Raw genomic sequence first — 21,463 nt, forward strand, 5'->3', positions numbered from 1 at the left:
GACTTGACACCGTTGTAGCAACCAAACCCGCTCGCCGATCGTCATTAGCGACCACGGGACTTCTGCGCTGCGCTTGTATCCCAAAGAACGTTACAATTTGCGCTACGCATCGGAGGACGATGAACACGCACCGCGCAACCAGGATCCGAATGCAACGCTGGCGGGCTGCAGCGGGAGCTTTGAGCATCCTGCTTCTCTACCCAGCGGTCGCCCTCGCCCAGTCCGAAGCCCAATGCTCCAGGCTGACATCATTCCGGCTGAACGGAACAACGGTCGAGTCTGCTGAGGTGGTCGAAGCTGGAACGTTCAATCCGCCAGGCTCGTCCAGCACATTCCGGAGGCTCCCGCCGTTTTGCCGCGCAACAGGTGTCATCTCTCCTGCAATTGCATTTGAGATCTGGATGCCGCTCGGAGAATGGACGGGCCGTTTCGAAGTTGTAGGGAACGGCGGCATGGCAGGGACCATCAGCTACAGCGCGATGGCAAATGCATTGCGCCGGGGGAACGCTGCCGGCAGCACCAATACAGGTCACACCACGCAGCCCGGCAACGGTTTCGATGCGAGTTGGTCCCTCAATCGGCCCGAGCTCGTGGAAGACTTCGGGCATCGCGCGCTTCACCTGACGACGGTGAATGGGAAACAGATCGTGCGTCAGTTCTATGGCAAATCGGCCGATCACTCCTACTACGTCGGTTGTTCCAAAGGGGGCGGCCAGGGGCTGATGGAGGCGCAGCGTTACCCTTCAGACTTCGATGGAATCGTGGCTGGAGATCCCGCCTATAACTGGACACGTCTCTACGAGGGAGCGCATCTCTACTATGCCAGAAGCACGCTTAAAGACCCGGAGAGCTATCTTCAACCGGCGAAGATCAAGATGCTTGCGGATGCGGTGAATCGCGCCTGCGACGCAAAGGATGGAATCGCAGACGGTGTCCTGGAAGAACCTCTCTCCTGCCACTTCGATCCGGCTGTATTGGCATGCAAGGAAGGACAGGATCCGGGAACATGCTTCACTCCCAAACAGGTGAAGGCCGTGAAGGACATCTGGGCAGGCTCCCGGGATGAGGAGGGCAGACAGATCTTTCCCGGTCTGGTTCCCGGAGGTGAGGCAGGCGCGGGTGGATGGCAGAGCTGGGTAACAGGTTCGGCGCCCTTCCGCGCTACACACTGGAGAGCCGCCGACAGCTTCTTTCGCTATATGGTGATGGGCGATCCTAACTACAACGCTCTCACCTTTGACTACGATCGCGACAAGCAGGCGTTGGAAAGGTTAGCTCCGGCGCTGGATGCGGTTGAGGCGAACCTGCGCCCTTTCGAGCGGCACGGCTCCAAGTTAATTCTGTACCACGGTTGGAGCGACCCGGATATCTCTCCCCTCAACACCATCCACTACTACAACGCCATGCAGCAGGCCACAGGCCCCAAGACGAGCGACTTTGCCCGCCTGTTCCTGGTTCCGGGGATGCAGCACTGCGGCGGAGGTCCGGGCACGGACAGCTTCGACGCTGTATCCGCCATAGAGCGCTGGGTTGAGGAGGGAATTGCGCCGAACCAGATCGTCGCCTCACATATCACCCGCGGGGTCGTCGATCGCACCCGCCCGTTGTGCCCGTATCCGCAGACGGCAACCTATACCGGGAAGGGCCCCAACACAGATGCGGGTAGCTTTGTCTGCCGCGCGCCAGCGAACCGGCAGGCAAACTGAGACACGGCTCCGAAGAGCTGAGCTCAGGAACAGCTCATTGCTTCGGCAGATATTCGGGAAGAATGGCGAGGCAGGCGTTTCACTATCCCACATGACCTCCACGATGTAGTACCGGCCGCCGCTTCTGAGCAACTGGATGCTGTTGATGCGATGCGCGCCGGCGCCAGACTATCTAGCGGACTCCCTTTTCGCAGGGGATCAAAGCACGCTGAACCACTCCAGACCCAAGGGGGCCTCGGGAAGTCATCTCTTTCGGCTGTGCAAAACGAACGCGTTGTGTGGGCAAAGTGCCCGAGCCGGACGATCCCGTTGGGGTGGCATCTGCCGAATGCCACAGACCGACAGCCGGGAGATTCACAGATGTTCTCCTGAAAGGAAGCCCGGCCTCGCTGCACAACCAAAACAGCCAATTTTCATTAGAGACCGATTATCCTCCGGCCGGCCGTCTGGATGTGAAAAAGTGGTCCGCTGCAAGCCACTGATTCTGCTCGTTATTCTTGAGATTGTCACCAAATCCAGACGGTCTTCTCAAAGCTTGTGAGCCATCGCCTGTGAAGAACAGGGATAAATGAGGATCCAATCCGAGCCTTCCACCTCGTCTTCCCCATCTTGCAACTTTCAGGGACCGGTTTTCTAAAACCAGACAAGGATGTAAATTACAGAAAAGTATGCAGATATGACCGTTATCCACTTTTCAACGGCAAACGACGGAGGCTACTAGGGTTTTATCTCCTTTGACAGTTCTTTTCTTAGAAGTAATCCCTCGCGCCCTGCAGTCTTGTCGCTCCCACCTCTGTCTGGCCTGGCGGGCTCTTTGCCCACATAACACGGCAGTTTTTCACAGCTGAAAGATGTCGCTTTCGGAGCCTCCCGCCCCTAGAATCAAGCTGTCGCGAACGAACGGGAAAGTTGGCGCTGGTTTCGCATGCGCTGCCCGACCAATTCGGTGTACAGTTTGGCCAGCAGCCAACTTAATCAGTCAAAACGCGGGCCGAGCCAGCGACGGGAGAGAACACTGTGACCACTGCCACCCAGGATTCCGAGATGACAACCAATGCTGCCCCGACTGGCAACCTCGAGATCACCGTCTCCCGTGCGGAGCTTCTGCGTGAGCTGACCGCCGCTCAATCAGTCGTTGAACGCAAGACCACGATCCCCATCCTTTCGAACTTCCTCTTCGAGGCGACGCAGGACGAAGCTGGCGACCGGCTGACGATCACCGCGACCGACCTGGACCAGAGCATGAAGACGAGTTGCTCCGCCCGGGTGAAGAAGGCAGGAGCCTGCACCATTCCCGCGCGCAAGTTGTATGACTACATCAAGCTGCTCCCGGAAGGCGACATCTCCATCAAGCTGATGGACAACCACTGGGTCCAGATCCGCGCCGGCCGCTCGAATACGAAGATGGTTGGCATGGCGCGTGCCAACTTCCCCCAGGTTCCGGAGTTTCCCGCTGCAGGCGCGGTCAGGATTCCCGTGGCCGCTCTCAAGAACATGATCTCGAAGACCATCTTCGCCATCTCGAACGAGGAGTCGCGCTATACGCTCAACGGCGCCCTGCTGGTCCTGAAGGCCGAGTCCATGGCGATGGTCGCGACTGACGGGCACCGCCTGGCGCACATCGAGAAGCTCAACGAGCAGCTTGAGGGTGTACAGGGCGAGAAGAAGACATTGATTCCCCGTAAGGCTTTGGGTGAGCTTGCAGGTCTCCTCTCAAATACCGATTCCGAATCCATCGAATTTGCGGACGACGAGCAGACGCTGTTCTTCCGTGTCGGCGGCCGGGTGTTGACCAGCCGTAAGCTGACCGGGCAGTTCCCCAACTACGAGGCTGTGTTGCCTCGGGACAACAACAAGTTCGTCATCGTGCGTTCCGAAGACCTGATGGGCTCCATCCAGCGCGTAGCGCAGTTTGCCGATGAGCGATCGGGAGCAATCAAAATCCGCCTGGAGCAGAACGAGCTGAAGCTCTCTTCTTCCTCAACGGACGCCGGAGAGTCGGAAGATTCAATCGAGACACCCTACAGCTACGACGCCCTGGTGGTTGGCTTCAACAGCCAGTACCTGCTCGACTTCCTGAAGGCCATTGGCAACTCCGGCGAAGTACGCCTCGAGTTCAAAGACGCCCAGTCCGCAGGACAGATGCGACCTGAAGATGGGAACGAGGACGTCAAATATCGGTACATTCTCATGCCCATGAGAATTTGAGATCGCCTTAGCGAGAAGTAACCCAATGACCCGGCCCAGCGCCGGGTCATTGCCGTGTAGAGCATAATTCACGCGTAGAGCTGTATGACGGCCAACCACATCCCAGGATTCCGCTTCCTACGATTCACCTCCACGTACGAAAGGAGAAGCCGAAACGGATATGCATCCAGGAGATGACAATGAGTCTTGAGAACGTTCTGGTCGATGAACTGAAGGATCTCTACAACGCTGAGAACAGCTGGTGAAGGCGCTTCCTAAGATGGCCAAAGGAGCATCGAGCCCGGAGTTGAAGGAGCTGATTACTTCGCACCTCGAGGAAACCAGGGGACAGGTTGAGCGGCTGAAGCAGATCTTCGAGCTGCTGGGCAAACGACCCTCGGGCAAGCTCTGCAAGGCCATGGAAGGCCTGGTGGAAGAAGGCAAAGAGCAGCTGGAGAACGACGAAGAAGGTGCGACAAAGGACGTCTGTATCGCGGGCGCGGCACTGAGGGTGGAGCATTATGAGATTGCCGGCTATACCGCTGCGATCGCAATTGCTCAGACTCTGGGCCAGGATGAGATTGTCGAGCTGCTAACGGAGAACCTCAACGAAGAAGAGGAAGCCGCTCGCAAAGTGCTGGATCAGACTCAACCGCTGCTGGAAGAAGCACAGTCGGAAGGCGAAGAGGACGAAGAGGATGGCGAAGAAGAAGAGGAGGAGGAGGCTCCCGCACGCAAACCACAGAAGAAGAGCGCAAAGAGCCCATCCAAACGCGCAACCCGTTGATACGCTGATCGAAATGCGTTGAAGCCCGGTTCCTCCCGGGCTTCAACATGCACGATCACGGAAGTACGCGTAACTTCAATGTTTATGCAGGTTCAATGAGCTTCCAGACAACCTTTCGTCCGCGCAACCCATGCTGTTCGCCTTCCATCTTATTTAGCAGAGTGAGGTGAGATATGGCTTTTGAAAATAGCGCAGTCCGTACAGTGATTGAAGTGCTCCACGATGGCGAGAGGGGTTTCCGCTCGCTGGGAGAGGAGTTGAAAGATCCCACGGCAAAGTCCTACTTCATGGAAGAGTCTGCGACTCGTGGAAGATTTGCCTCGGAGCTGGAATCCGCTTTGAGCTCTGCGACAGGCGAAAACATCTCTGAGGGAGGCACCGCCTCTGGAACGATTCACCGCGTTTGGGGCGACCTGAAGGCAAAGATGGGTGGCAGCGATCACACGCTGCTTGAGACTGCTGAGCAAGGCGAGGACGCTGCGAAGAAGGCGTATGAGGAAGTATTGCGGAAGGACGATGTGCCTGCACCCGTTGTCTCGATCCTGCGCAAGCAGCAAGGTCACATTCTGACATCGCACGACAAAGTGAAGGCGATGCGCGACGCTACCGCAGCATAGCCTGTCTCGAACACAGTTACATAAGAAGTTTCTATGCATCCGGGAAAGCTCACGTCATTGCGTGAGCTTTTCTCTTGCTCAGAACCACTCATGTCTGAGGTCAAGCCTTCTCCTCAAGCCTGTCCAGGAATGGAATCTGCCCTTGCAGGATGTGCGTGCGCGCTTGCGGAAGCGAGAACCACTGGCCTCGGTCCGCCTCGGGAATCTCCAGTCGACGTCCGCTTCGGGGCGGCCACTCGATCGTGCAATGATTGCTCACCAGCTCGGCTGGGTCGCAATCTCCTTCAAATGCCCAGGCGCTGACGATCTTTCCGCCCGCCTGCTTAATGGTGCCGAGATCGATCCATACAGACTCTTCGGGAGAGGGTGCCGCAAATCCCGTCTCTTCGGTAAACTCCCGAACTGCAGCCGAAAGCGGTGGTTCATTATCTTCGTATTCACCCTTCGGCAGCGTCCATGCTCCTAGATCTTTCTTTGCCCAGAACGGGCCACCGGGATGGACGAGGAAGATCTCCAGACCTTCGCTTCCGTTCCGATACATCAGGAGCCCTGCGCTGCGCTTAGCCATAAGATTCCGTTGAATAGATCTCGAGCTTCTGGGAATATCGCGTCACCTGTCGAGTGTAAATTCTCCCGAAAATTGAGCCGTACCAGTCTGGATGCTTGATCTAACGCGGCGCTATACCGCACTGCAACGAACGCCAGCGCGATAAACTGGACCTGGCGGTTCGCCGCGAAGCTCAAACCCATGCCGCTAACCTTCCGCCTCCGCAAACACGCCGATTATCAGCGCGTCTATCAGACGAGTCGCAAGCAGTTCTCGCGGCAGATGAGCTACTTCTTCGCTCCGCCCAATCCGCAGAGTGGAGTGGACGCAGTGCCGCGCGTCGGTCTGACCGTGGGCAAAGTGATGGGAAAGGCGGTCGATCGAAACCGCATCAAGCGCCGCATGCGCGAGGTTGTGCGACGCAATATCTCGCTGCTTCAGACGCCTGTGGACGTGGTGCTTCATCCCCGCCGCAGTGTGCTGCAGCTCGAATTCGCCACGCTCGATCGCGAGGTCGCCAATGTATTCCGCGCTATCCAGAAGGCAGCCTCTTCGTGGCCGGCTGTCGCTGCTCCTCCGTCCGATCTCAGGTAAGCCGGGATGCGGCCTTGCCCAGATGGAGTCGCACCTAAGCTGGCGACTCCTCCGCATACAATTCAGCAAGTGAGCGGCGCCATCCCCCAACCCGAACCCAGTGCCGTAGCCCGCGTCCTCTTCCGCGCCTACAAGTCACTGCTCTCGCCTGCGCTTCACACCCTCAGTCCTTCCCAGTGCCTCTACCTGCCCACCTGCTCGGAGTACGCCTACATCGCGCTGACCCGTTTCGGTCCGGTGAAAGGCTCCTGGCTCACCCTGCGCCGTCTCGCCCGCTGCCATCCGTTCTCCAAAGGTGGTCTGGATCCCGTACCGGATCGCTGACCAGAATTCGCCATTGCCTGTAAATGGCGGCTCCTCTATGCTTTGCTCAAATAACAATCTCTGCAGTCTTTAGGAACTCCCTTGATGGCTTTCTGCCGCAGTGCCCTGCGCCTATGCGCCTACGCATCTCTCTGCTTTCCAATGTCTGCCGCTCTCGGCCAGAGAACACCTGCATTCCCCGTAATGCGCTTCGACGCGTATGCAGTCAATGCCCCTCTTACCATGGCAGAAGGCGATCTGAATGGCGACGGAGTCACGGACACGCTCTATGCCGCGGCTTCTTCTCCCGCCGGCTCTACTGTCCTTACATCGGCTCCCCGCTCCGCCTCAGGTACAAACCTCAGCCCAATTGCCGCAGGCTCGGTTTCGTGTACCGCCAACTCTATGCTGCTGGCCGATCTGAACAAGGACGATAAGCTTGACGCGGTTGTCACATGCAACGAGAACGCGGTGGCTGTACTCGCCGGCAATGGAGACGGAACCTTCCAGGCCGCAAGCACCTATGCCGCGACCAGTCCCGTAGAAGCTGTGGCTGTCGACCTCAATGCTGACGGTTATCCCGACCTCGCCGTCGCGACCAACACCGGCAGCTCAACATCTGTCCTGGCCGTCCTGCTCAACAATGCGTCCGGCGCTTCGCTTTCGTTTGCGACGCCAAGAATCTATACCGGGGGTTCGGGACAGCACACTTTTATCTCGGGTGGCAATCAACTCGGAGTCTGTGATTGGAACAACGACGGAAAGCCGGATATCGTCGCGGGGGGAAACGAAGCTGTTTCCGCAGGGCTTTCGGCTATGGTCTTTTACGGTAAAGGAGATGGCACACTGCAAATTTCAGGTGCCACCGCAGACTACGTTGGATCAAATTTTGCCCTGGCCGACTTCGACGGCGATGGGCATATCGACGCTGCAAGGGCTGTGGCAAATCTGGCTCCCGTGATCGACAGTGTCATCACAACCTTTCCCGGTAAAGCAAACCAGTTCATGATCTTTAGTGTGGTTCCAGGTATGGTGAGGACTCAGGCTGTCGATGTGAATGGGGATGGACATCCGGACGTGGTCCTCACCGGAGATGTCACCACCATACTTCTAAACGACGGGACCGGAAGCCTCAAGGTAGGCAGATCCTACGCCACCCCGGGTACCTTTTACGTCGCCCGCAAGGGAACTGCGGGGACGGATCTTATCTTCGCTACGCCGCGTGGGTTCTACACCCTGCATGGAGATGGAACAGGAACTTTTGACGGTATCCCCGCCTTCGCCACCGCCGATCAGATCTCGACGGGCGATATCAACGGAGATGGTCTTACCGACTTTGTCGCTTTAGATCCGATACGGAAGGCGAACTTTGAGGTAATTGGTCTTGGGAACGGGAGCTTCGTCAATCTTTCAAGCAGTCTTTACGGCCTATCTTCGGTTCCCCTTCTCGCCGACTTCGACGCCGACGGTGTGGCCGATTTGGCACAGATCTACCAAAGCACAGACCTAGTAGGGCAGAGGCTTCATCTGCGCTGGACGAAGGGCAGCGCAGACGGCAAGTTATCGGGACCCTTCGCCGAATTCTTCCTCGACGTGAGAGGAAATGCGACCGGTGCCGTTGCTGGAGACTTTGACCACGATGGCCGCTTGGATATCGTCGTCTCCGATCTCGACAACTCCGTGCTTCCCAATGTAAACAGGCTTCTCCTCGTACGCGGCAATGGTGACGGAACCTTTGTGCCACCTGCAGGCCCTTTCAGCTCGTCAGTCTCCTCTGCAAAGCCTCTGGTGGCAGATCTCGATAACGACGGGAAACTTGATCTCGTCTGGGACGCTGCTTATAGGAATAACGGTACAACGACGCCGTCCGTCATTCCTCTACCGGTCAGCGGCACACCACTGGCCTTGGGCGATCTCAACGGCGATCACATCCCCGATGTGGTGATCGACAATGCCATCTACTCCGGCAACGGCGATGGCTCCTTCCAACTCTCGCCATTCGCCACCATCGCTACCCCCGCAGGCGCGACTCTGATCTCCGCTTCCATCGGAGACCTTGACGGCGACGGCAACGCCGATCTCGTCATACAGCACATGACCGACTTGGGAGGTTTCACGATCGTCTACGGCGATGGGACCGGCAACTTTACGGTTGATCCCAACCCCTATACAACGGGGACGAAGACTCCGGTCACAGCGGGGTTCGCACGCCTGAACAATCAGGCGACCGGGCACACTGACCGGCCCGACTATCTCGTCGCAGAAGGTGGTGCTGTAGTCTCGCTGCTGAATCAGAACAATCCTACGCCGGGTCCGCCTCTCCTTCTTTCCACCCAGCTGCATCTCAGCGCGAGTGAAATGAAGCCCGCTCCGTCACAGACTGTAAGCCTCTACGCTCAACTGACCGGACACCTGCCATCAGGCTCGATGACCTTCAAAACAGCGAACGGAGGCGTTCTCGGCACAGTCGCTTTGACCCCTCAGAACAACATCTCTCTCCCGTACTCATTCCCCGGAGTCGGAGCTTACACGATCAGCGCAAGCTACTCCGGAGACGACCTCAATGCCCCTTCGGTCTCGACACCCATCACTCTGCAAGTTGAGAAGAAGAAGCCTGCGATATTGGTCGACCTCGCTCCCTCGACGGTCTTCTACACCGGACGTACGGCCACCTTCCGAGCCTTCCTTTCCAACGACTACAGTCCGACGAACCTGGTAACATTCAGCTCGGGCGACACCATACTGGGAGCCTCGGCTGTCTCGTTCGACCAGGCACACCTGGACTACAGATTCCCTGCTCCCGGAAGCTACTCCCTGACCGCCAGCTATCCCGGCGACGCTGCGAATGAGCCGGCGATCTCCCCTGTTTACAACTTCACCGTCGTCGATGGGCCCGACTTCTCCATCACCGCAGACCCTTCTTCGAGGACCGTCAAAGCGGGCGAGACGGCAACGTACAACATCAGCGTGACATCGCTGAGAAATTATTCCGGTTACGTGATGTTCACTTGCCAGCCAGCTTGCCCAGCTTCGCAGATCTACGTTGCTCCCGGACAGCCGAAGACGGTGCAGTTCTCAATCACGGTCAACCAATCCAATCCGAATGCCGGTCCTATGCTGACCTACGGCCCAGTCGGCGCAGCATTCCTTCTGCTTGGGATCAGGCGAAAGTACTCGAAACGGCTTGCTTCGTGGCAACGGCTCAGCCTCTTTACCGTGCTTCTGGCCTGCAGCATGCTTTCTCTCTCCGGCTGCTCCTCCTCGAAAGACTCTGGCACCTCCAGTTCAGGATCCGGAAACACCTACAACCTCGCAATTACGGGGACAGATTCTATAGTCGGCTTCGATCACACCGTCAATCTAACCCTGATTGTGAAGTAGAGTATCTGGCCCGGTCGGCCGCTGAGCTCTCTCCAGCCTGGCCGGGCATTCCATAGGCTCACATCGAAGGACAGGCAGCTTGTGAGGAGAAGCTGTCTGTCCTCTCCTGCTGCGAACCATAGCCTCTTCGTGGTGAACGAGCTTCAGTTTCGCTCAGAGGGTCCCGTCTGCTTGCTCGCCGAATCCTGAGTGTTTCTTTGTCGCCGCACGGAGATTGCTGGATTTTCATACAGACAAATGGATGGATCGGACCTCAGAAATCCGCCGTTCTCCCGGACGATTTACCATAGAAGATGCGTTCCCTGTGCGATTCCACGCAACCTGGACGCAAGCCGACTCGTATTACAGAACAGGAATGTCTCTTGGCAGAGTTTAAGAACCCTAATCAGCAGGGTGGTGGCGGGCAGGACAGCCGTTCCCTCTTCGTAGTCATGTTCTTCATGATTGCTGTCTTCTTTGGCCTTAGTTACTACCGCCAGAAGACCAACCCGAAGACCGTTTCGCCCCACGCGCCGGCAGCCACGCAGCCTGCGCCGGAGGCCTCTTCCCCATCTGCTCCGGTTCCATCTGGTCCTCCGGCTCCTTCGACCGCCACCGCCGCAACCTCCGCGGCAGCAGTGCAGGCCACCGGCGAGTCCACGACAGTTGTCGAAAACGAACTCTACCGCATTGAATTCACCAATCGCGGAGCACAGGTCAAGAGCTGGATCCTCAAGCAGTACAAGGACTCCGACGGTCATCCGCTCAACCTCGTTCATACCCAGGCTGCCGATAAGTTCGGCTATCCGCTGTCGCTCCATACCTATGACACGGGGGTCAATGCGGCTCTGGTTCAGGCCCTATACGTGCCTTCCTCCACCGGAACTCTAACCGCGCCGGGAACCCTCACCTTCAAATACTCCGGCGGCCGTCTTGAGGTCACAAAGACCTTCTCGTTCGACGAGACCTACGTACTGCATGCAGACGTTCAGGTTCTGCGTAACGGCTCTCCCGTGCGGGCGCTGATCTCCTGGCCGGGAGGCTTTGGCGATCAGAACAACGCCCTGGCATACGCCGGAGCCCAGATCGACTACTCTCGCGACGCTAAGGACGAGCACATCGCCGCCAAGAAGGTCTCTGGCGGTGACACCATGAACGGGCCTTTTGACTGGGCCGGTGTCAGCGATACCTACTTCGCCGCAATCTTCCTGCCCGATTCCCCTGGCACTGCCACCCTCGCCACTCTCCATAACGAGCTCGATGTCGCCAAGACCATCCATCGCAGCGGCTTCGGATCCACCTCGCCATCCGCTAAAGCCATCAACGTCTCCATCCTGGGGGCGGCGATGGGCGATACCAGCGGCCATACACAGACGCGCCTCTACGTAGGGCCCAAAGCGATCAACGTGCTCAGAAATGTCTACGCGACTTCGAGCAACGGAAACAAGATATCTCTCTCTCCGCTACTTGAATTTGGCTTCTGGGGACCGATCGGCAAGTACCTCTTCCTGGCGCTGCAGTTCATTCACCTTCACGTCGTCTCCAACTGGGGATGGGCCATCATCCTCCTGACGCTGGCGATCAACGTCCTCCTGCTCCCGCTGCGTGTCAAGACGATGCAGTCCGGCCTCAAGATGCAGCGAATTCAGCCGCAGATGGACGCCATCAAGGAGAGATACAAGAAGTACAAGATCAACGATCCCAAGCGCAACGAGATGAACGTCGAGATCATGAAGCTCCAGAAGGACAATGGAGTGAACATGTTCGGCGGCTGCATCCCGACCCTGGTTCAGCTTCCGCTCCTGTTTGCCTTCTACTCCATGCTTCCTAAGGTCATCGAGCTGCGCCACGCTCACTGGCTCTGGCTGCCCGATCTCACCGCTCCGGACCCGCACTACATCCTGCCCGTCGTAATGGTCATCAGCCAGTTCCTGATGCAGTACTACACGCCGTCTCCGGGTGTCGATCCGCAGCAGCAGAAGATGATGGCCTTTATGATGCCCCTGGTGACCGGTTACTTCGTCCTCACCTATGCATCGGGTCTGGGCCTCTACTGGGCGGTCGGTAACTTCTTCGGCATTGCGCAGCAGTGGGTGATGAACCGTACCTCCCTCGGTCGCGAGATGCGCGAGATCGCCGCCAAACGAGCCCGCCGCAAGGCCGGTGCCCCCGCAACCCTCCAGGGAAAACGCTAGCCATCCACCATGAGGTAAGTGAGGAGGCCCATTGCGGGCCTCCTTTCTCTTTTGCCCAAAGACTAACGTTTGTCGGTCTCGTGTCCTGCCGGCGGTGCTAAAGATCAGTCTCCCTTCGCGATCAGAGGCTTACAGAACGACTTGCTCGTTAATTCCGTATACTGATAAGGTCCCCATGGAAGATTTGCAAGCGAAAAAGAAGAAGGTCGCTGACTTCCTCCAGACACTCACCTCACCGGGCCGTCTGGATCTGAAGTTCAACATCCTCGAAACACCAGCCGTAAGGGCCGATGGCTCCTCTCCAGAGATTGAGGTTGAGTTCTCAGGGCCGGACGTTTCCTTGCTCCTTGCTCGTAATGGCGAGCTTCTCCTGTCTCTCGAGCACGTGACTGCCAAGATGCTGCGGTTTGAGCATGAAGAGCATGACCGGATCTCCTTTGACGCCGAAAACTTCAAGGCTCTTCGGCAACAGGAACTGCAGATGGCGGCCGAAGTAGCGATTGAGCGCGTACGCCGCACCGGCCAACCCTACAGCTTCTCCCCGATGAGCTCGAGGGAGCGCCGTCTGCTCCATCTCGCACTTGCATCCTCAGGACTCCATACGGCCTCCTCAGGAGAGGGCGGGCGCCGCTTTGTCGTTCTCTATCCTGAGGGCGAAAAGCCGGCTCCGGAGCCGACCAGCGATGATCGTGCCCAGGCCATCCGCCAGCGCTTCCGCCGCCGCTAGACCCGACGTTCGACCACAGAGCGCGCTGCACGTTCGTTTGTGATTCGCTCAGCGACCGGCGACTGCTCTCGTTCAGACTTCCAGACGCAGACGTCGGCGCAGTGCACCGGCTACTCCGATTATTCCGGTAGCTACAAGTAGAAGGCTGCCGGGCTCCGGAGTGACTGCTGTCGGAGGTCCAGGAGGAAGGGTCGGCGGACCGGGATTATTCCCACCGTTGCCCCCGGTGGGTGGGTTGTACCCGCCGCCTCCACCACCACCCCAGCCTCCGCCTCCACCACCTGTTCCGGGAAACCAGCCACCGCCTGGGTTGTTGCTCGACGCCAACAGGCCCTGCGGCCCATTCTGCGGCATCAGGGGGCCAGAAGTAGAGTCGTCCTCGGGCGCCAGTCCGGTCAGAAGGTCAGGGGCGGGCACAAAGGCGATCGGCTGGTTCAGTTCCACCGGGTCGACGGGAAGCTCGCCACAGGCGAACTCCAGCTCTCGCAGCATCTCTTCCCGAGTCATCTTCGGCCTTTGCAGCCGCGCCGGAAGCACACGCGCGCGCGGGTGCGGTTTGGAATGATTCAGAGTCGCAATCTGCCGGTGAACATAATGGTGGAGACGATGGCGCGCCGCGTTCGCGCGTTTCATCAGGTCCGAGTGAGCAAGCTGGTCACGATACTCGGTGACCCAGCGCTCGCATTCCGTCGAGGCATGGACTGGGACTCCTGTGGCAGCAGACGCAAAGACCAAGACAAGAACCAAAGCAAAAGTTATACGAGGCATCAGCGTTAACCCGGGGCCCAGGGGCTCTTAGGCCACCTGTGAAGTCACTATCTACCCACGAGTTATGCAATTGCACCACCAAAGAGAGATGCAGCGATTTCGGTGCAAATTGGTATGCAATTTGCATCAAAAGGAAACTAATTTTCCTCTCTCGAGCTCAGGAGGACAAATTATTTCCTTCAGCCTTAGGCAAAACGCTGCATATTTGGCACACGGCTGGAAGTCTCAGGAATGATAACCGTGTCACTTGGAAGCACATCGGTTTCGATCAGACTCTTCCACTCACTGGACTCTGCAACGTGCTTCAGGTCTGTATTCTTCGTGATCAGCATCCGCATCAGCATTGCCCGCAAGACGGTCGTGCCGAATACCTTGCCCATCGGGCCCATGCGCATTGAGAAGCGAATCTCATCCCGCATGCGCGTGCCGTCATCCATGGGTGCGAAGTGGTGATCATGCTCGAAGTGGCGAAACATTCCCGCGGTCATGACCTCACGGAAGTAGCTGTACGGTCGGATCACATCGATGCGACTCGCGTGCTCGCTTCCGCCAAGCTTCCACTCAATTAAGTCTCCGCACTGCAGAAACTCTTTTCGCTGCGGATCCTGCGGGGTCACATCATTGCGAATTACCGGGGAGAATCTTCTGCTCGTCGCTAGAAGGAAACAACGTTCCACGGGTGCATTCACCCATGTCGTTAATCGAATCGTAATCATAAGGGAGAACCATCCGTCGCTTTCTTATCGGGGCTGAAGCAAGCAGGGCCTGACCTCGGTCTAGTAGTTGGATGCATGGAGCGTGATTTGGGAAGCCAGTCTCTTCCGGAACTTCGCGTCGCCTATCGCCGATGTCCCTTTACTAACAATGAGGTACGTGCACCCGGTAAATTTCGGAGCCTGAGCCTTTACGCGCAAAAGTCAGGGGAGGCTGCAAAGATTTGCAGCCTCCTCTGACTCTCATCTTGTTCCTTGTATCGCCTTAGGACAGCGCCGTTGTCCTGGTAAGAACCAGCTCTTTTGCGCGTTCGATGAAGGCTGCCAGAGGCACACTTCCTTCGTCGCCCTTGCCCCGCGTACGCACGCTGACTGCATCCGCTGCCGCTTCCTTGTCGCCCATCACCAGCACAAACGGAACCTTGTGCAGCGTGAACTCGCGAATCTTCGCGTTCATCTTCTCGTTGCGCTGGTCCAGTTCCACCCGCAGTCCGGCTGCCTCGAGTTCGCGCTTCACCTTCTGCGCGTACTCCACATGTTTCTCGCTGATCGGAACGATTCCCACCTGCACCGGAGCCAGCCACATGGGGAACGCGCCGGCGTAGTGCTCTATCAGCACGCCGAAGAATCGCTCCACGCTTCCGAACAAGGCACGATGCACCATCACCGGCCTGTGCTTCTCGCCATCCTCGCCTGTGTACTCGAGCTCAAAGCGCTGCGGCAGGTTGAAGTCGAACTGCACCGTCGAGAGCTGCCACAGGCGGCCCAGCACGTCTACCAGCTTGATATCGATTTTCGGACCGTAGAACGCTGCCTCTCCCGGAATCTCGCGGTACGCAATGCCCTTCTCGTCCAGAACCTTCTTGAGCGAGCCAACCGCCATCTCCCAGTGCTCAGGCGAGCCGACATAACTCTTCTGATCCTTCGGATCCCAGGTCGAAAGCTCTACCTTGAACTCCGCGAATCCGAAGGCCTTCAGCACCTCGTCGGCAAACTCCACGCAGGCCGCAATCTCGCCCTCGATCTGCTCCGGCGTGCAGAAGATGTGGGCGTCGTCTTGAGTAAACCCACGGACTCGCAGGAGTCCATGCATAGTCCCGCTCCGCTCGTAGCGATACACATTTCCCAGCTCCGCATAGCGTTGCGGCAGGTCGCGATAGCTCTTCGGCGAGTTCTTGTAGATCAGGATGTGTCCGGGACAGTTCATCGGCTTCAGCCGGTACTCCGCGTCGTCCAGCTCCATCGGAGGATACATATTCTGCCCGTAGAAGCCCTCGTGGCCCGAGATCTTCCACAGCTCGCGCCGCATGATGTGCGGGGTAAACACCATGTCGTAGCCGCGCCGGATGCACTCGTCGCGCATCCAGTCTTCCATCGTCTTGCGGATCAAGCCACCCTTCGGATGCCAGAAGATCAGGCCCGCGCCTGCGACCTCCTGGATGCTGAACAGATCGAGCTGCTTGCCCAGTACGCGGTGATCGCGCGCCTTGATCTCTTCAAGCCGCTTGAAGTGCGCATCGAGATCCTTGGAATTGAAGAAAGCCGTTCCGTAGACACGCTGCAGCTGCTGGTTCTTCTCATCTCCCAGCCAGTAAGCGCCCGCTACTGAGGTCACCTTGAACGCTTTCACACGACCGGTAGAAGGCACATGCGGCCCGCGGCAGAAGTCCGTAAAGTTGCCATTCTTGTAGAGCGAGATCTCATCGCCGGGTTTGGTAAAGCGCTCGATGAAGTGCACCTTCATAAAGTCCCCATGCGCCTTGTAGTCTTCCAGGCCCTTCTCCCGCGACTCCTGCTCGCGCACAAATCTCTCGTCCCGCGACACCACCTCGGCCATACGAGCTTCGATAGCTGCCAGATCGGCCTCCGAGAACGGAGTCTCGCGATATACGTCGTAGAAGAAGCCCGAGTCCGTCGCCGGTCCATGCCCGAGCTTCGTCTCCGGAAAGAGCTCCAGGATCGCCGTCGCCATCACGTGCGCGGCCGAATGTCGCACAACTTTCAGTGCTGCCTCGTCACTCTCCTTCAGCAGCTCAAGAGCGACATCTTCTGTAAGCGGAGCCGAAAGATCTACCAGTCGCTCGCCCGTATCTGCGGAGGAGCTGTACATGCCCGCTTCCGTCTGCGCCTCCGCGGCTTCCTCCGCTGCCGTCTCGCCCGCTGGCGCCGGGACAGCAAGTGGTCGAATCCTCGCCACCACAACCGCTGCCGCCAGTCGCGGCGAAATGCTCATTGCAATGTCATACGGTGTGGTTCCGCGCGCAACTTCGCGCACTGAGCCATCCGGAAGCTGGACCTTAATACTCTGTTCACTCATAAACGTTATCTCTAAGCATATTTCCTTTGCTTGTCTTGCACCAACTTCTGGCTGGCTATGTGCATCTCTCTAAAGACGGGATTAGGTCCCTGACTGATCCTGAGGGGAAGTACAATAGAAACACACGCACATCGCTGACACGTAAGACCGCTTCAGGGAATTCTTTCATTGGTCTCTCTTGGCGAAGAGGATCTTTCCTTCAGCCATCGCAGCGCATCTCCAACAAAAAGGAATCCACATGCAGGTCCTATGCAAACCCTCCGATAAATCCCCCGACGTCAGCTGCCCTGTCTGCAACAAAGGCTTTCTCCTCTACTGGGAGCGGTCGTCGAAGATACAGCAGCTCGCCACACTCCCCGAGATCCGCCAGGCGCTTCGGGAGCATCACGAAGCCCCCGGATTTATCTCTCACCCGGATGCGGACTTCAACATTCCAAGCTGGTCCGGTCTTCCCCAGTTCTCCGCCGCCGCTCTGCTCGGTGGAGCGATGCTCTAAAGCCGCAAGAACCCCGCACAAAACTGCGCCCTTCCCATCTGATAGTTACCGCCTTGGGCAGCGAAGATCATCTTTCATTGATTCGCTGCCCGTTGTCCTCCCGCTAAATCGCACAGCGGACAACTCCCCCGGCTCCGGAATATCTCAAAAGTGTCTCCCGCAATCTTTAGGCAGGCTGGTTGCGTGGCCGTCCACCGCCTAAAATACCCTCATGTCCTATGCTGCAGCCGTCGATCACCTGTACGCTCGTGGTCTTGAGCTTGCTCCCGATCCCTCCGTGCCCGCCGGCACGCGCCGTAAGTTCGATCTTGAGCACATGCGCATCCTGGCCCGCGCGCTGGGCGACCCGCAGCAAGCCTTTCCCTCAGTCCTGATCGCCGGAACCAATGGCAAGGGATCCACCGCGGCCACCCTCGCCAGCATCCTCTCGACCGCGGGCTACCGGACGGCGCTCTACACCTCGCCGCACCTCTCGCGAGTCAACGAGCGCATCCGGATCGATGGTCGCCCCATCTCCGACGAGGACTTCGCGCGGCTCTACTTTCAGGTCGACTCCACCGCTGAACGGCTTGTCACAGCCGGGGAGCTTCCCCACCATCCCAGCTTCTTCGAGATCCTCACCGCCCTTGCTTTCCTCTACTTCGCCGGGGATTCCAATCCCGTCGATCTCGCCGTCCTTGAGGTCGGGCTGGGTGGAAGACTCGACGCGACGAATATCGTCGATCCGATGATCTCGATCCTTACCGATATCTCGCTCGACCATCAGGATTATCTCGGCAACACCATCGCTGAGATCACCCGCGAGAAGGCAGGTATCCTGCGCCCTCACGGAACCCTGATCACGCTGCCGCAGCATCCTGAAGCCAACCAGGCGATCGGCGAGGCCGCAGCTGCTCTGGAGCTGCACGCCATCAGCGCCGCAGGTTATATTCCCACCGCCGAAAAGCTTCTCCACGGTGAAGGCCGCACAGCGCCGGCCGCCCCGCATGCTGGCTCGTCCTCTTCTGTAACTCTGCCGCGCAATCGCTACATCGTCACCGTTGGCTCTGCCCCCCTGCTGGTTGACTCGCCTTTGATAGGACAGCATCAGCAGAGAAACATCGCTCTCGCGATCGCCGCAGCCGAGGAATTACGTAACCCTACCGGTTACAATAAAGATAAACGTAACATCAAGAGTTACAAAATCACCAACCCCCAGATAGAAGAAGGTATCCGGAATACTCGCTGGCCAGGCCGTTTGGAACTGCTGCCGATCCCCGATTCCGCTCCGCTGCTGCTGGACGTCGCTCACAATCCTGCAGGAGCCTGGACGCTTCGAGCGGTGCTCTCCCAGCTTCCCGACGAGATGCCTCGAACCCTGCTCTTCTCCTGCCTGCGAGACAAGGACCTTCGCGAGATGAGCCAGATTCTTCTGCCGCTCTTCGATGCATCCTCCTCCGATCGACCGCACGACCATATTCTTCTTGCTCCCATCCGCAGCCCACGTGCCGCGTCGCTTGGCGATCTAGCCACGGCAGCCAGTGCGCTTGAGATCCCTGCAGAACCCTGCCCCAGTCTGACCGCGGCTCTCGATCGCGCGCGTGCGATTACGCCTCGCAACGGGCTGATCGTCGCAACGGGTTCTGTCTACATGATTGGGGAACTTCGTTCCCTGTTGTGCGGCTCAACCGGAACCGAGGAGGGTGCTTGTGGCTGAACCGACCGTCGCTCTCACCCCGTCACCCACTTCTGCACCAGGCAGCGGTAAGCCGCCCGCCCCTGCTTTTTTTCGTTGGCTGACGTACCTCCTGCTGCTTCCTCTCATCGCGGTGGCGACCACCTTCTTCGGCTGCATCTCGTTGATCTGCGGACTGTGGGATAAGTCTGGCAGGCAGCAGCATCTCATCGCTCATCTCTGGGCGCGTACGCTGCTCATTCTCAGCCTCTCTCCCGTCACCCTCATCGGTGAGGAGAAGCTCCGTATCCATCAGACCGCCGTCTATGCGTCGAATCATCTGAGTTACTTCGATACCCCCGTCCTCTTCGCCCGGCTGCCCTTCCAGTTCCGCATTATGGCAAAGCAGTCGTTATGGAAGATCCCCTTCATCGGGTGGTACCTCAATCGCTCCGGCCAGGTTCCGGTGGACCAGTCCAGCTCCCGCAACGCAGTCGCAAGTCTCAACCGTTGCGTCCAGACTCTCAGGCATGGTCTTCCCATGGTCATCTTCCCGGAGGGAGGACGCACCCGGGATGGCCTTCCCCAGCCCTTCGTCGCTGGCGCAGCCTACATGGCCATCAAAGCCCAGGTGCCTCTGATTCCAATCACCCTGATCGGCACCTACGAGCTTCTTCCGATGCATACGTACCATCTGCACCCCAGGCCGCTGGCTATCGTAGTGGGGGATCCCATCTCGACCGTCGGGCTGACCACGCGGGATGCGGATGCCGTTACCGAAAAGCTTCTCCGAATCATCACCGACACCTATATCCAGCACCACCCTGAACTGAGCTAAGCGGCGCCTCGAAGCCGTATCATAGGCGTGAGCCATGAGACCGCGAATCGCCATTCCCGTACCCACCAGCCACGATCCTGAATACAACGTCCGATCCTGGAGCCAGTACGCCGAGGCCGTAAGTCGCGCCGGGGGTGAACCGGTCCAGATCCCGTTAAACGCGACCCCCCGCGAGACCGCGGACCTGATCAACACCTGCCAAGGCGTCCTTCTCCCCGGTTCACCGGCAGACGTAAACCCACAGAAGTTCGGGCATGAAGCCATTCCGGAGTGCAACCCTGCCGATCCCGCCCGGGAGAACGTCGATGAGCTTCTAATCCAGGACGCTCACAACCTCTATAAGCCCCTGTTCACCATCTGCTTCGGAACGCAGTCCCTGAACGTCTGGCGTGGCGGGACCCTGGTTCAGGACCTGAATCCCGTCCCGGTAAACCACTCCGCCGGCCGCAATGTTGCCGTAGCCCATACTGCGGTCGTGGTTCCCGATTCCATCATCGGAGGCGTTCTGACCCCGGCTGAGGCTCCCATTGAGAATGGGTTTCGCAAGCTTCCAATCAACTCCAGCCATCACCAGGCTATAGGAATACCCGGAGATGGACTCCGGGTGGTAGCGCGCAGCTCGGAAGATGGTGTGGTGGAGGCAGTTGAGGGAGGACAGGATCAGCAGAATCCCGACTCTCACTTCGTGCTTGGGGTCCAGTGGCATCCTGAGCGGAGCTACGACATCAGCCCGGCATCGAAGGCCCTGTTTGAGCGGTTTATCGCCGAGGCTGCTTCGTGGAAGCCCCGCACCATCAGCGCTTCCATAGACCGTCAGTAGTCTTAAACCTTCAGTGTTCCACGTGGAACGTGTCGGATAAGCGTGGCGCAGTGTTCCACGTGGAACAATCTGCGATACTGGCCAAGCGATGCCTGTTCTTTCGGAAACCCAGATCCGCGACCTGCTGGAACCCTACTGTTTTCCGCTCTCATCTCCGCTGCTGGCACAGCTTTCAGGTTATCTGGATCTCCTGGTGCGCTGGAACACCCGCACCAACCTGACGGCCGTACGGTCACCTGAAGAGATGGTGAGCCGCCACTTCGGAGAGAGTCTCTTCGCAGGTGGCTTGTTGGGAGATGAAACGCCGGATACCCTACTGGATCTGGGCTCTGGGGCCGGTTTTCCCGGGATTCCGATCGCTCTGCTTCAACCATCCATTGCCGTGACCCTCGCTGAATCCCAGAACAAGAAAGCTGCCTTCCTGCGCGAGGTCGTCAGGACCTTGGAGCTGCGGAACGCGGAGGTCTGGGCTGCCCGGGCGGAGACCCTGCCAGCGGGGCGAATGTTCCACACAGTGACCCTCAGGGCTGTAGATAACATGGCCTCCGCTGTTGTGGCCTCCGCACAGCTGGCACAGAAGCAGATCCTCCTGATAGCGACAGAGGTTCCCACGTTGCCTGATGGTTTTGAGGTAGTTAGTCAGGTCGCTGTTCCACACAGTGACCGAGGGCAAGCCTTTCGGGCCATGCGAACCTGAATGTTCCACGTGGAACACACAGGGATCCGCTCGGAGTCGCCGGTGCCACCGAACGTTCCACGTGGAACAAAGATTTCCACATCACACGGGTGCCAACCCCTGTGTTTTCCCCGCGATTACAGCGTTCCACACGATCT

General features: G+C 58.3%; 18 protein-coding genes. 14 read left to right on the forward strand and 4 right to left on the reverse strand.

Annotated features, from left to right (window positions below; genetic code table 11):
- Positions 1–119 precede the first annotated feature (119 nt).
- From JAO29_RS17745 to JAO29_RS17760, 4 genes are all read left to right on the forward strand, one after another.
- Positions 120–1,706, forward strand: coding sequence for a tannase/feruloyl esterase family alpha/beta hydrolase (locus JAO29_RS17745; RefSeq protein WP_334269594.1), 1,587 nt, complete (start codon positions 120–122; stop codon positions 1,704–1,706).
- 1,044 nt (positions 1,707–2,750) lie between these two features.
- Positions 2,751–3,914, forward strand: coding sequence for a DNA polymerase III subunit beta (dnaN, locus tag JAO29_RS17750; protein ID WP_334269628.1), 1,164 nt, complete (start codon positions 2,751–2,753; stop codon positions 3,912–3,914).
- Between the two features lie 241 nt (positions 3,915–4,155).
- A complete protein-coding gene (locus tag JAO29_RS17755) occupies positions 4,156–4,680 on the forward strand; it encodes a DUF892 family protein (protein WP_334269595.1) in 525 nt (174 codons plus the stop codon).
- A gap of 173 nt (positions 4,681–4,853) precedes the next feature.
- Entirely contained in the window at positions 4,854–5,297 is a 444-nt protein-coding gene (locus JAO29_RS17760; protein WP_334269596.1) for a PA2169 family four-helix-bundle protein, read from the forward strand.
- 100 nt (positions 5,298–5,397) lie between these two features.
- On the opposite strand, the gene JAO29_RS17765 is transcribed toward JAO29_RS17760, so the two are convergent.
- Positions 5,398–5,865, reverse strand: a complete 468-nt coding sequence (locus tag JAO29_RS17765) for an NUDIX domain-containing protein (RefSeq protein WP_334269597.1) — start codon at positions 5,863–5,865, stop codon at positions 5,398–5,400.
- Between the two features lie 180 nt (positions 5,866–6,045).
- On the opposite strand from JAO29_RS17765, the gene rnpA reads away from it, so the two are divergent.
- The 5 genes from rnpA to JAO29_RS17790 all read left to right on the forward strand — a co-directional run bounded on the left by rnpA (position 6,046) and on the right by JAO29_RS17790 (position 13,023).
- A complete protein-coding gene (gene rnpA / locus JAO29_RS17770; protein ID WP_334269598.1) occupies positions 6,046–6,438 on the forward strand; it encodes a ribonuclease P protein component in 393 nt (130 codons plus the stop codon).
- Positions 6,439–6,444: 6 nt separating this feature from the next.
- Positions 6,445–6,762: a membrane protein insertion efficiency factor YidD gene (yidD, locus tag JAO29_RS17775; RefSeq protein WP_442886430.1), complete on the forward strand. Its 318-nt coding sequence runs from the start codon at positions 6,445–6,447 to the stop codon at positions 6,760–6,762.
- An 84-nt stretch (positions 6,763–6,846) separates the two neighbouring features.
- Positions 6,847–10,122, forward strand: a complete 3,276-nt coding sequence (locus JAO29_RS17780; RefSeq protein ID WP_334269599.1) for an FG-GAP-like repeat-containing protein — start codon at positions 6,847–6,849, stop codon at positions 10,120–10,122.
- A gap of 362 nt (positions 10,123–10,484) precedes the next feature.
- A complete protein-coding gene (gene yidC / locus JAO29_RS17785) occupies positions 10,485–12,296 on the forward strand; it encodes a membrane protein insertase YidC (protein ID WP_334269600.1) in 1,812 nt (603 codons plus the stop codon).
- Positions 12,297–12,471: 175 nt separating this feature from the next.
- Positions 12,472–13,023 carry a Jag family protein gene (locus tag JAO29_RS17790; RefSeq protein ID WP_334269601.1) on the forward strand — a complete coding sequence of 184 codons (552 nt, stop codon included), beginning with the start codon at positions 12,472–12,474 and terminating at the stop codon, positions 13,021–13,023.
- A gap of 72 nt (positions 13,024–13,095) precedes the next feature.
- Here JAO29_RS17790 and JAO29_RS17795 read toward each other — a convergent pair whose 3' ends face one another.
- From JAO29_RS17795 to thrS, 3 genes are all read right to left on the reverse strand, one after another.
- Complete coding sequence (locus JAO29_RS17795) at positions 13,096–13,791, reverse strand: PEP-CTERM sorting domain-containing protein (protein WP_334269602.1); 696 nt, start codon at positions 13,789–13,791, stop codon at positions 13,096–13,098.
- Positions 13,792–13,976: 185 nt separating this feature from the next.
- A complete protein-coding gene (locus JAO29_RS17800; protein ID WP_334269603.1) occupies positions 13,977–14,507 on the reverse strand; it encodes an SRPBCC family protein in 531 nt (176 codons plus the stop codon).
- Positions 14,508–14,769: 262 nt separating this feature from the next.
- Positions 14,770–16,821 (reverse strand): threonine--tRNA ligase, encoded by a 2,052-nt coding sequence (gene thrS / locus JAO29_RS17805; RefSeq protein WP_334269604.1) that lies wholly within the window; start codon positions 16,819–16,821, stop codon positions 14,770–14,772.
- A gap of 238 nt (positions 16,822–17,059) precedes the next feature.
- On the opposite strand from thrS, the gene JAO29_RS17810 reads away from it, so the two are divergent.
- From JAO29_RS17810 to rsmG, 5 genes are all read left to right on the forward strand, one after another.
- Complete coding sequence (locus JAO29_RS17810) at positions 17,060–17,317, forward strand: hypothetical protein (RefSeq protein WP_334269605.1); 258 nt, start codon at positions 17,060–17,062, stop codon at positions 17,315–17,317.
- A gap of 211 nt (positions 17,318–17,528) precedes the next feature.
- Positions 17,529–19,013, forward strand: coding sequence for a bifunctional folylpolyglutamate synthase/dihydrofolate synthase (locus JAO29_RS17815; RefSeq protein WP_334269606.1), 1,485 nt, complete (start codon positions 17,529–17,531; stop codon positions 19,011–19,013).
- Complete coding sequence (locus JAO29_RS17820; RefSeq protein ID WP_334269607.1) at positions 19,006–19,809, forward strand: lysophospholipid acyltransferase family protein; 804 nt, start codon at positions 19,006–19,008, stop codon at positions 19,807–19,809. Before JAO29_RS17815 ends, JAO29_RS17820 begins: the two co-directional genes overlap by 8 nt.
- A 34-nt stretch (positions 19,810–19,843) precedes the next feature.
- Positions 19,844–20,629 carry a gamma-glutamyl-gamma-aminobutyrate hydrolase family protein gene (locus JAO29_RS17825; protein WP_334269608.1) on the forward strand — a complete coding sequence of 262 codons (786 nt, stop codon included), beginning with the start codon at positions 19,844–19,846 and terminating at the stop codon, positions 20,627–20,629.
- An 88-nt stretch (positions 20,630–20,717) separates the two neighbouring features.
- Complete coding sequence (rsmG, locus tag JAO29_RS17830; protein ID WP_334269609.1) at positions 20,718–21,326, forward strand: 16S rRNA (guanine(527)-N(7))-methyltransferase RsmG; 609 nt, start codon at positions 20,718–20,720, stop codon at positions 21,324–21,326.
- The last annotated feature ends 137 nt before the right edge of the window (positions 21,327–21,463 follow it).

It is taken from the genome of Edaphobacter sp. HDX4 (assembly GCF_036877565.1).
Lineage (GTDB): Bacteria > Acidobacteriota > Terriglobia > Terriglobales > Acidobacteriaceae > Edaphobacter.

Bases quoted from the DNA above. Each gene is read 5' to 3' on its own strand.
- JAO29_RS17745 (WP_334269594.1), top strand. From the start codon at position 120: ATGAACACGCACCGCGCAACCAGGATCCGAATGCAACGCTGGCGGGCT.
- dnaN (WP_334269628.1), top strand. From the start codon at position 2,751: ATGACAACCAATGCTGCCCCGACTGGCAACCTCGAGATCACCGTCTCC.
- JAO29_RS17760 (WP_334269596.1), top strand. From the start codon at position 4,854: ATGGCTTTTGAAAATAGCGCAGTCCGTACAGTGATTGAAGTGCTCCAC.
- JAO29_RS17765 (WP_334269597.1), bottom strand. From the start codon at position 5,865: ATGGCTAAGCGCAGCGCAGGGCTCCTGATGTATCGGAACGGAAGCGAA.
- rnpA (WP_334269598.1), top strand. From the start codon at position 6,046: ATGCCGCTAACCTTCCGCCTCCGCAAACACGCCGATTATCAGCGCGTC.
- yidD (WP_442886430.1), top strand. From the start codon at position 6,445: ATGCGGCCTTGCCCAGATGGAGTCGCACCTAAGCTGGCGACTCCTCCG.
- JAO29_RS17780 (WP_334269599.1), top strand. From the start codon at position 6,847: ATGGCTTTCTGCCGCAGTGCCCTGCGCCTATGCGCCTACGCATCTCTC.
- JAO29_RS17790 (WP_334269601.1), top strand. From the start codon at position 12,472: ATGGAAGATTTGCAAGCGAAAAAGAAGAAGGTCGCTGACTTCCTCCAG.
- JAO29_RS17795 (WP_334269602.1), bottom strand. From the start codon at position 13,791: ATGCCTCGTATAACTTTTGCTTTGGTTCTTGTCTTGGTCTTTGCGTCT.
- JAO29_RS17800 (WP_334269603.1), bottom strand. From the start codon at position 14,507: ATGATTACGATTCGATTAACGACATGGGTGAATGCACCCGTGGAACGT.
- thrS (WP_334269604.1), bottom strand. From the start codon at position 16,821: ATGAGTGAACAGAGTATTAAGGTCCAGCTTCCGGATGGCTCAGTGCGC.
- JAO29_RS17810 (WP_334269605.1), top strand. From the start codon at position 17,060: ATGCAGGTCCTATGCAAACCCTCCGATAAATCCCCCGACGTCAGCTGC.
- JAO29_RS17815 (WP_334269606.1), top strand. From the start codon at position 17,529: ATGTCCTATGCTGCAGCCGTCGATCACCTGTACGCTCGTGGTCTTGAG.
- JAO29_RS17825 (WP_334269608.1), top strand. From the start codon at position 19,844: ATGAGACCGCGAATCGCCATTCCCGTACCCACCAGCCACGATCCTGAA.
- rsmG (WP_334269609.1), top strand. From the start codon at position 20,718: ATGCCTGTTCTTTCGGAAACCCAGATCCGCGACCTGCTGGAACCCTAC.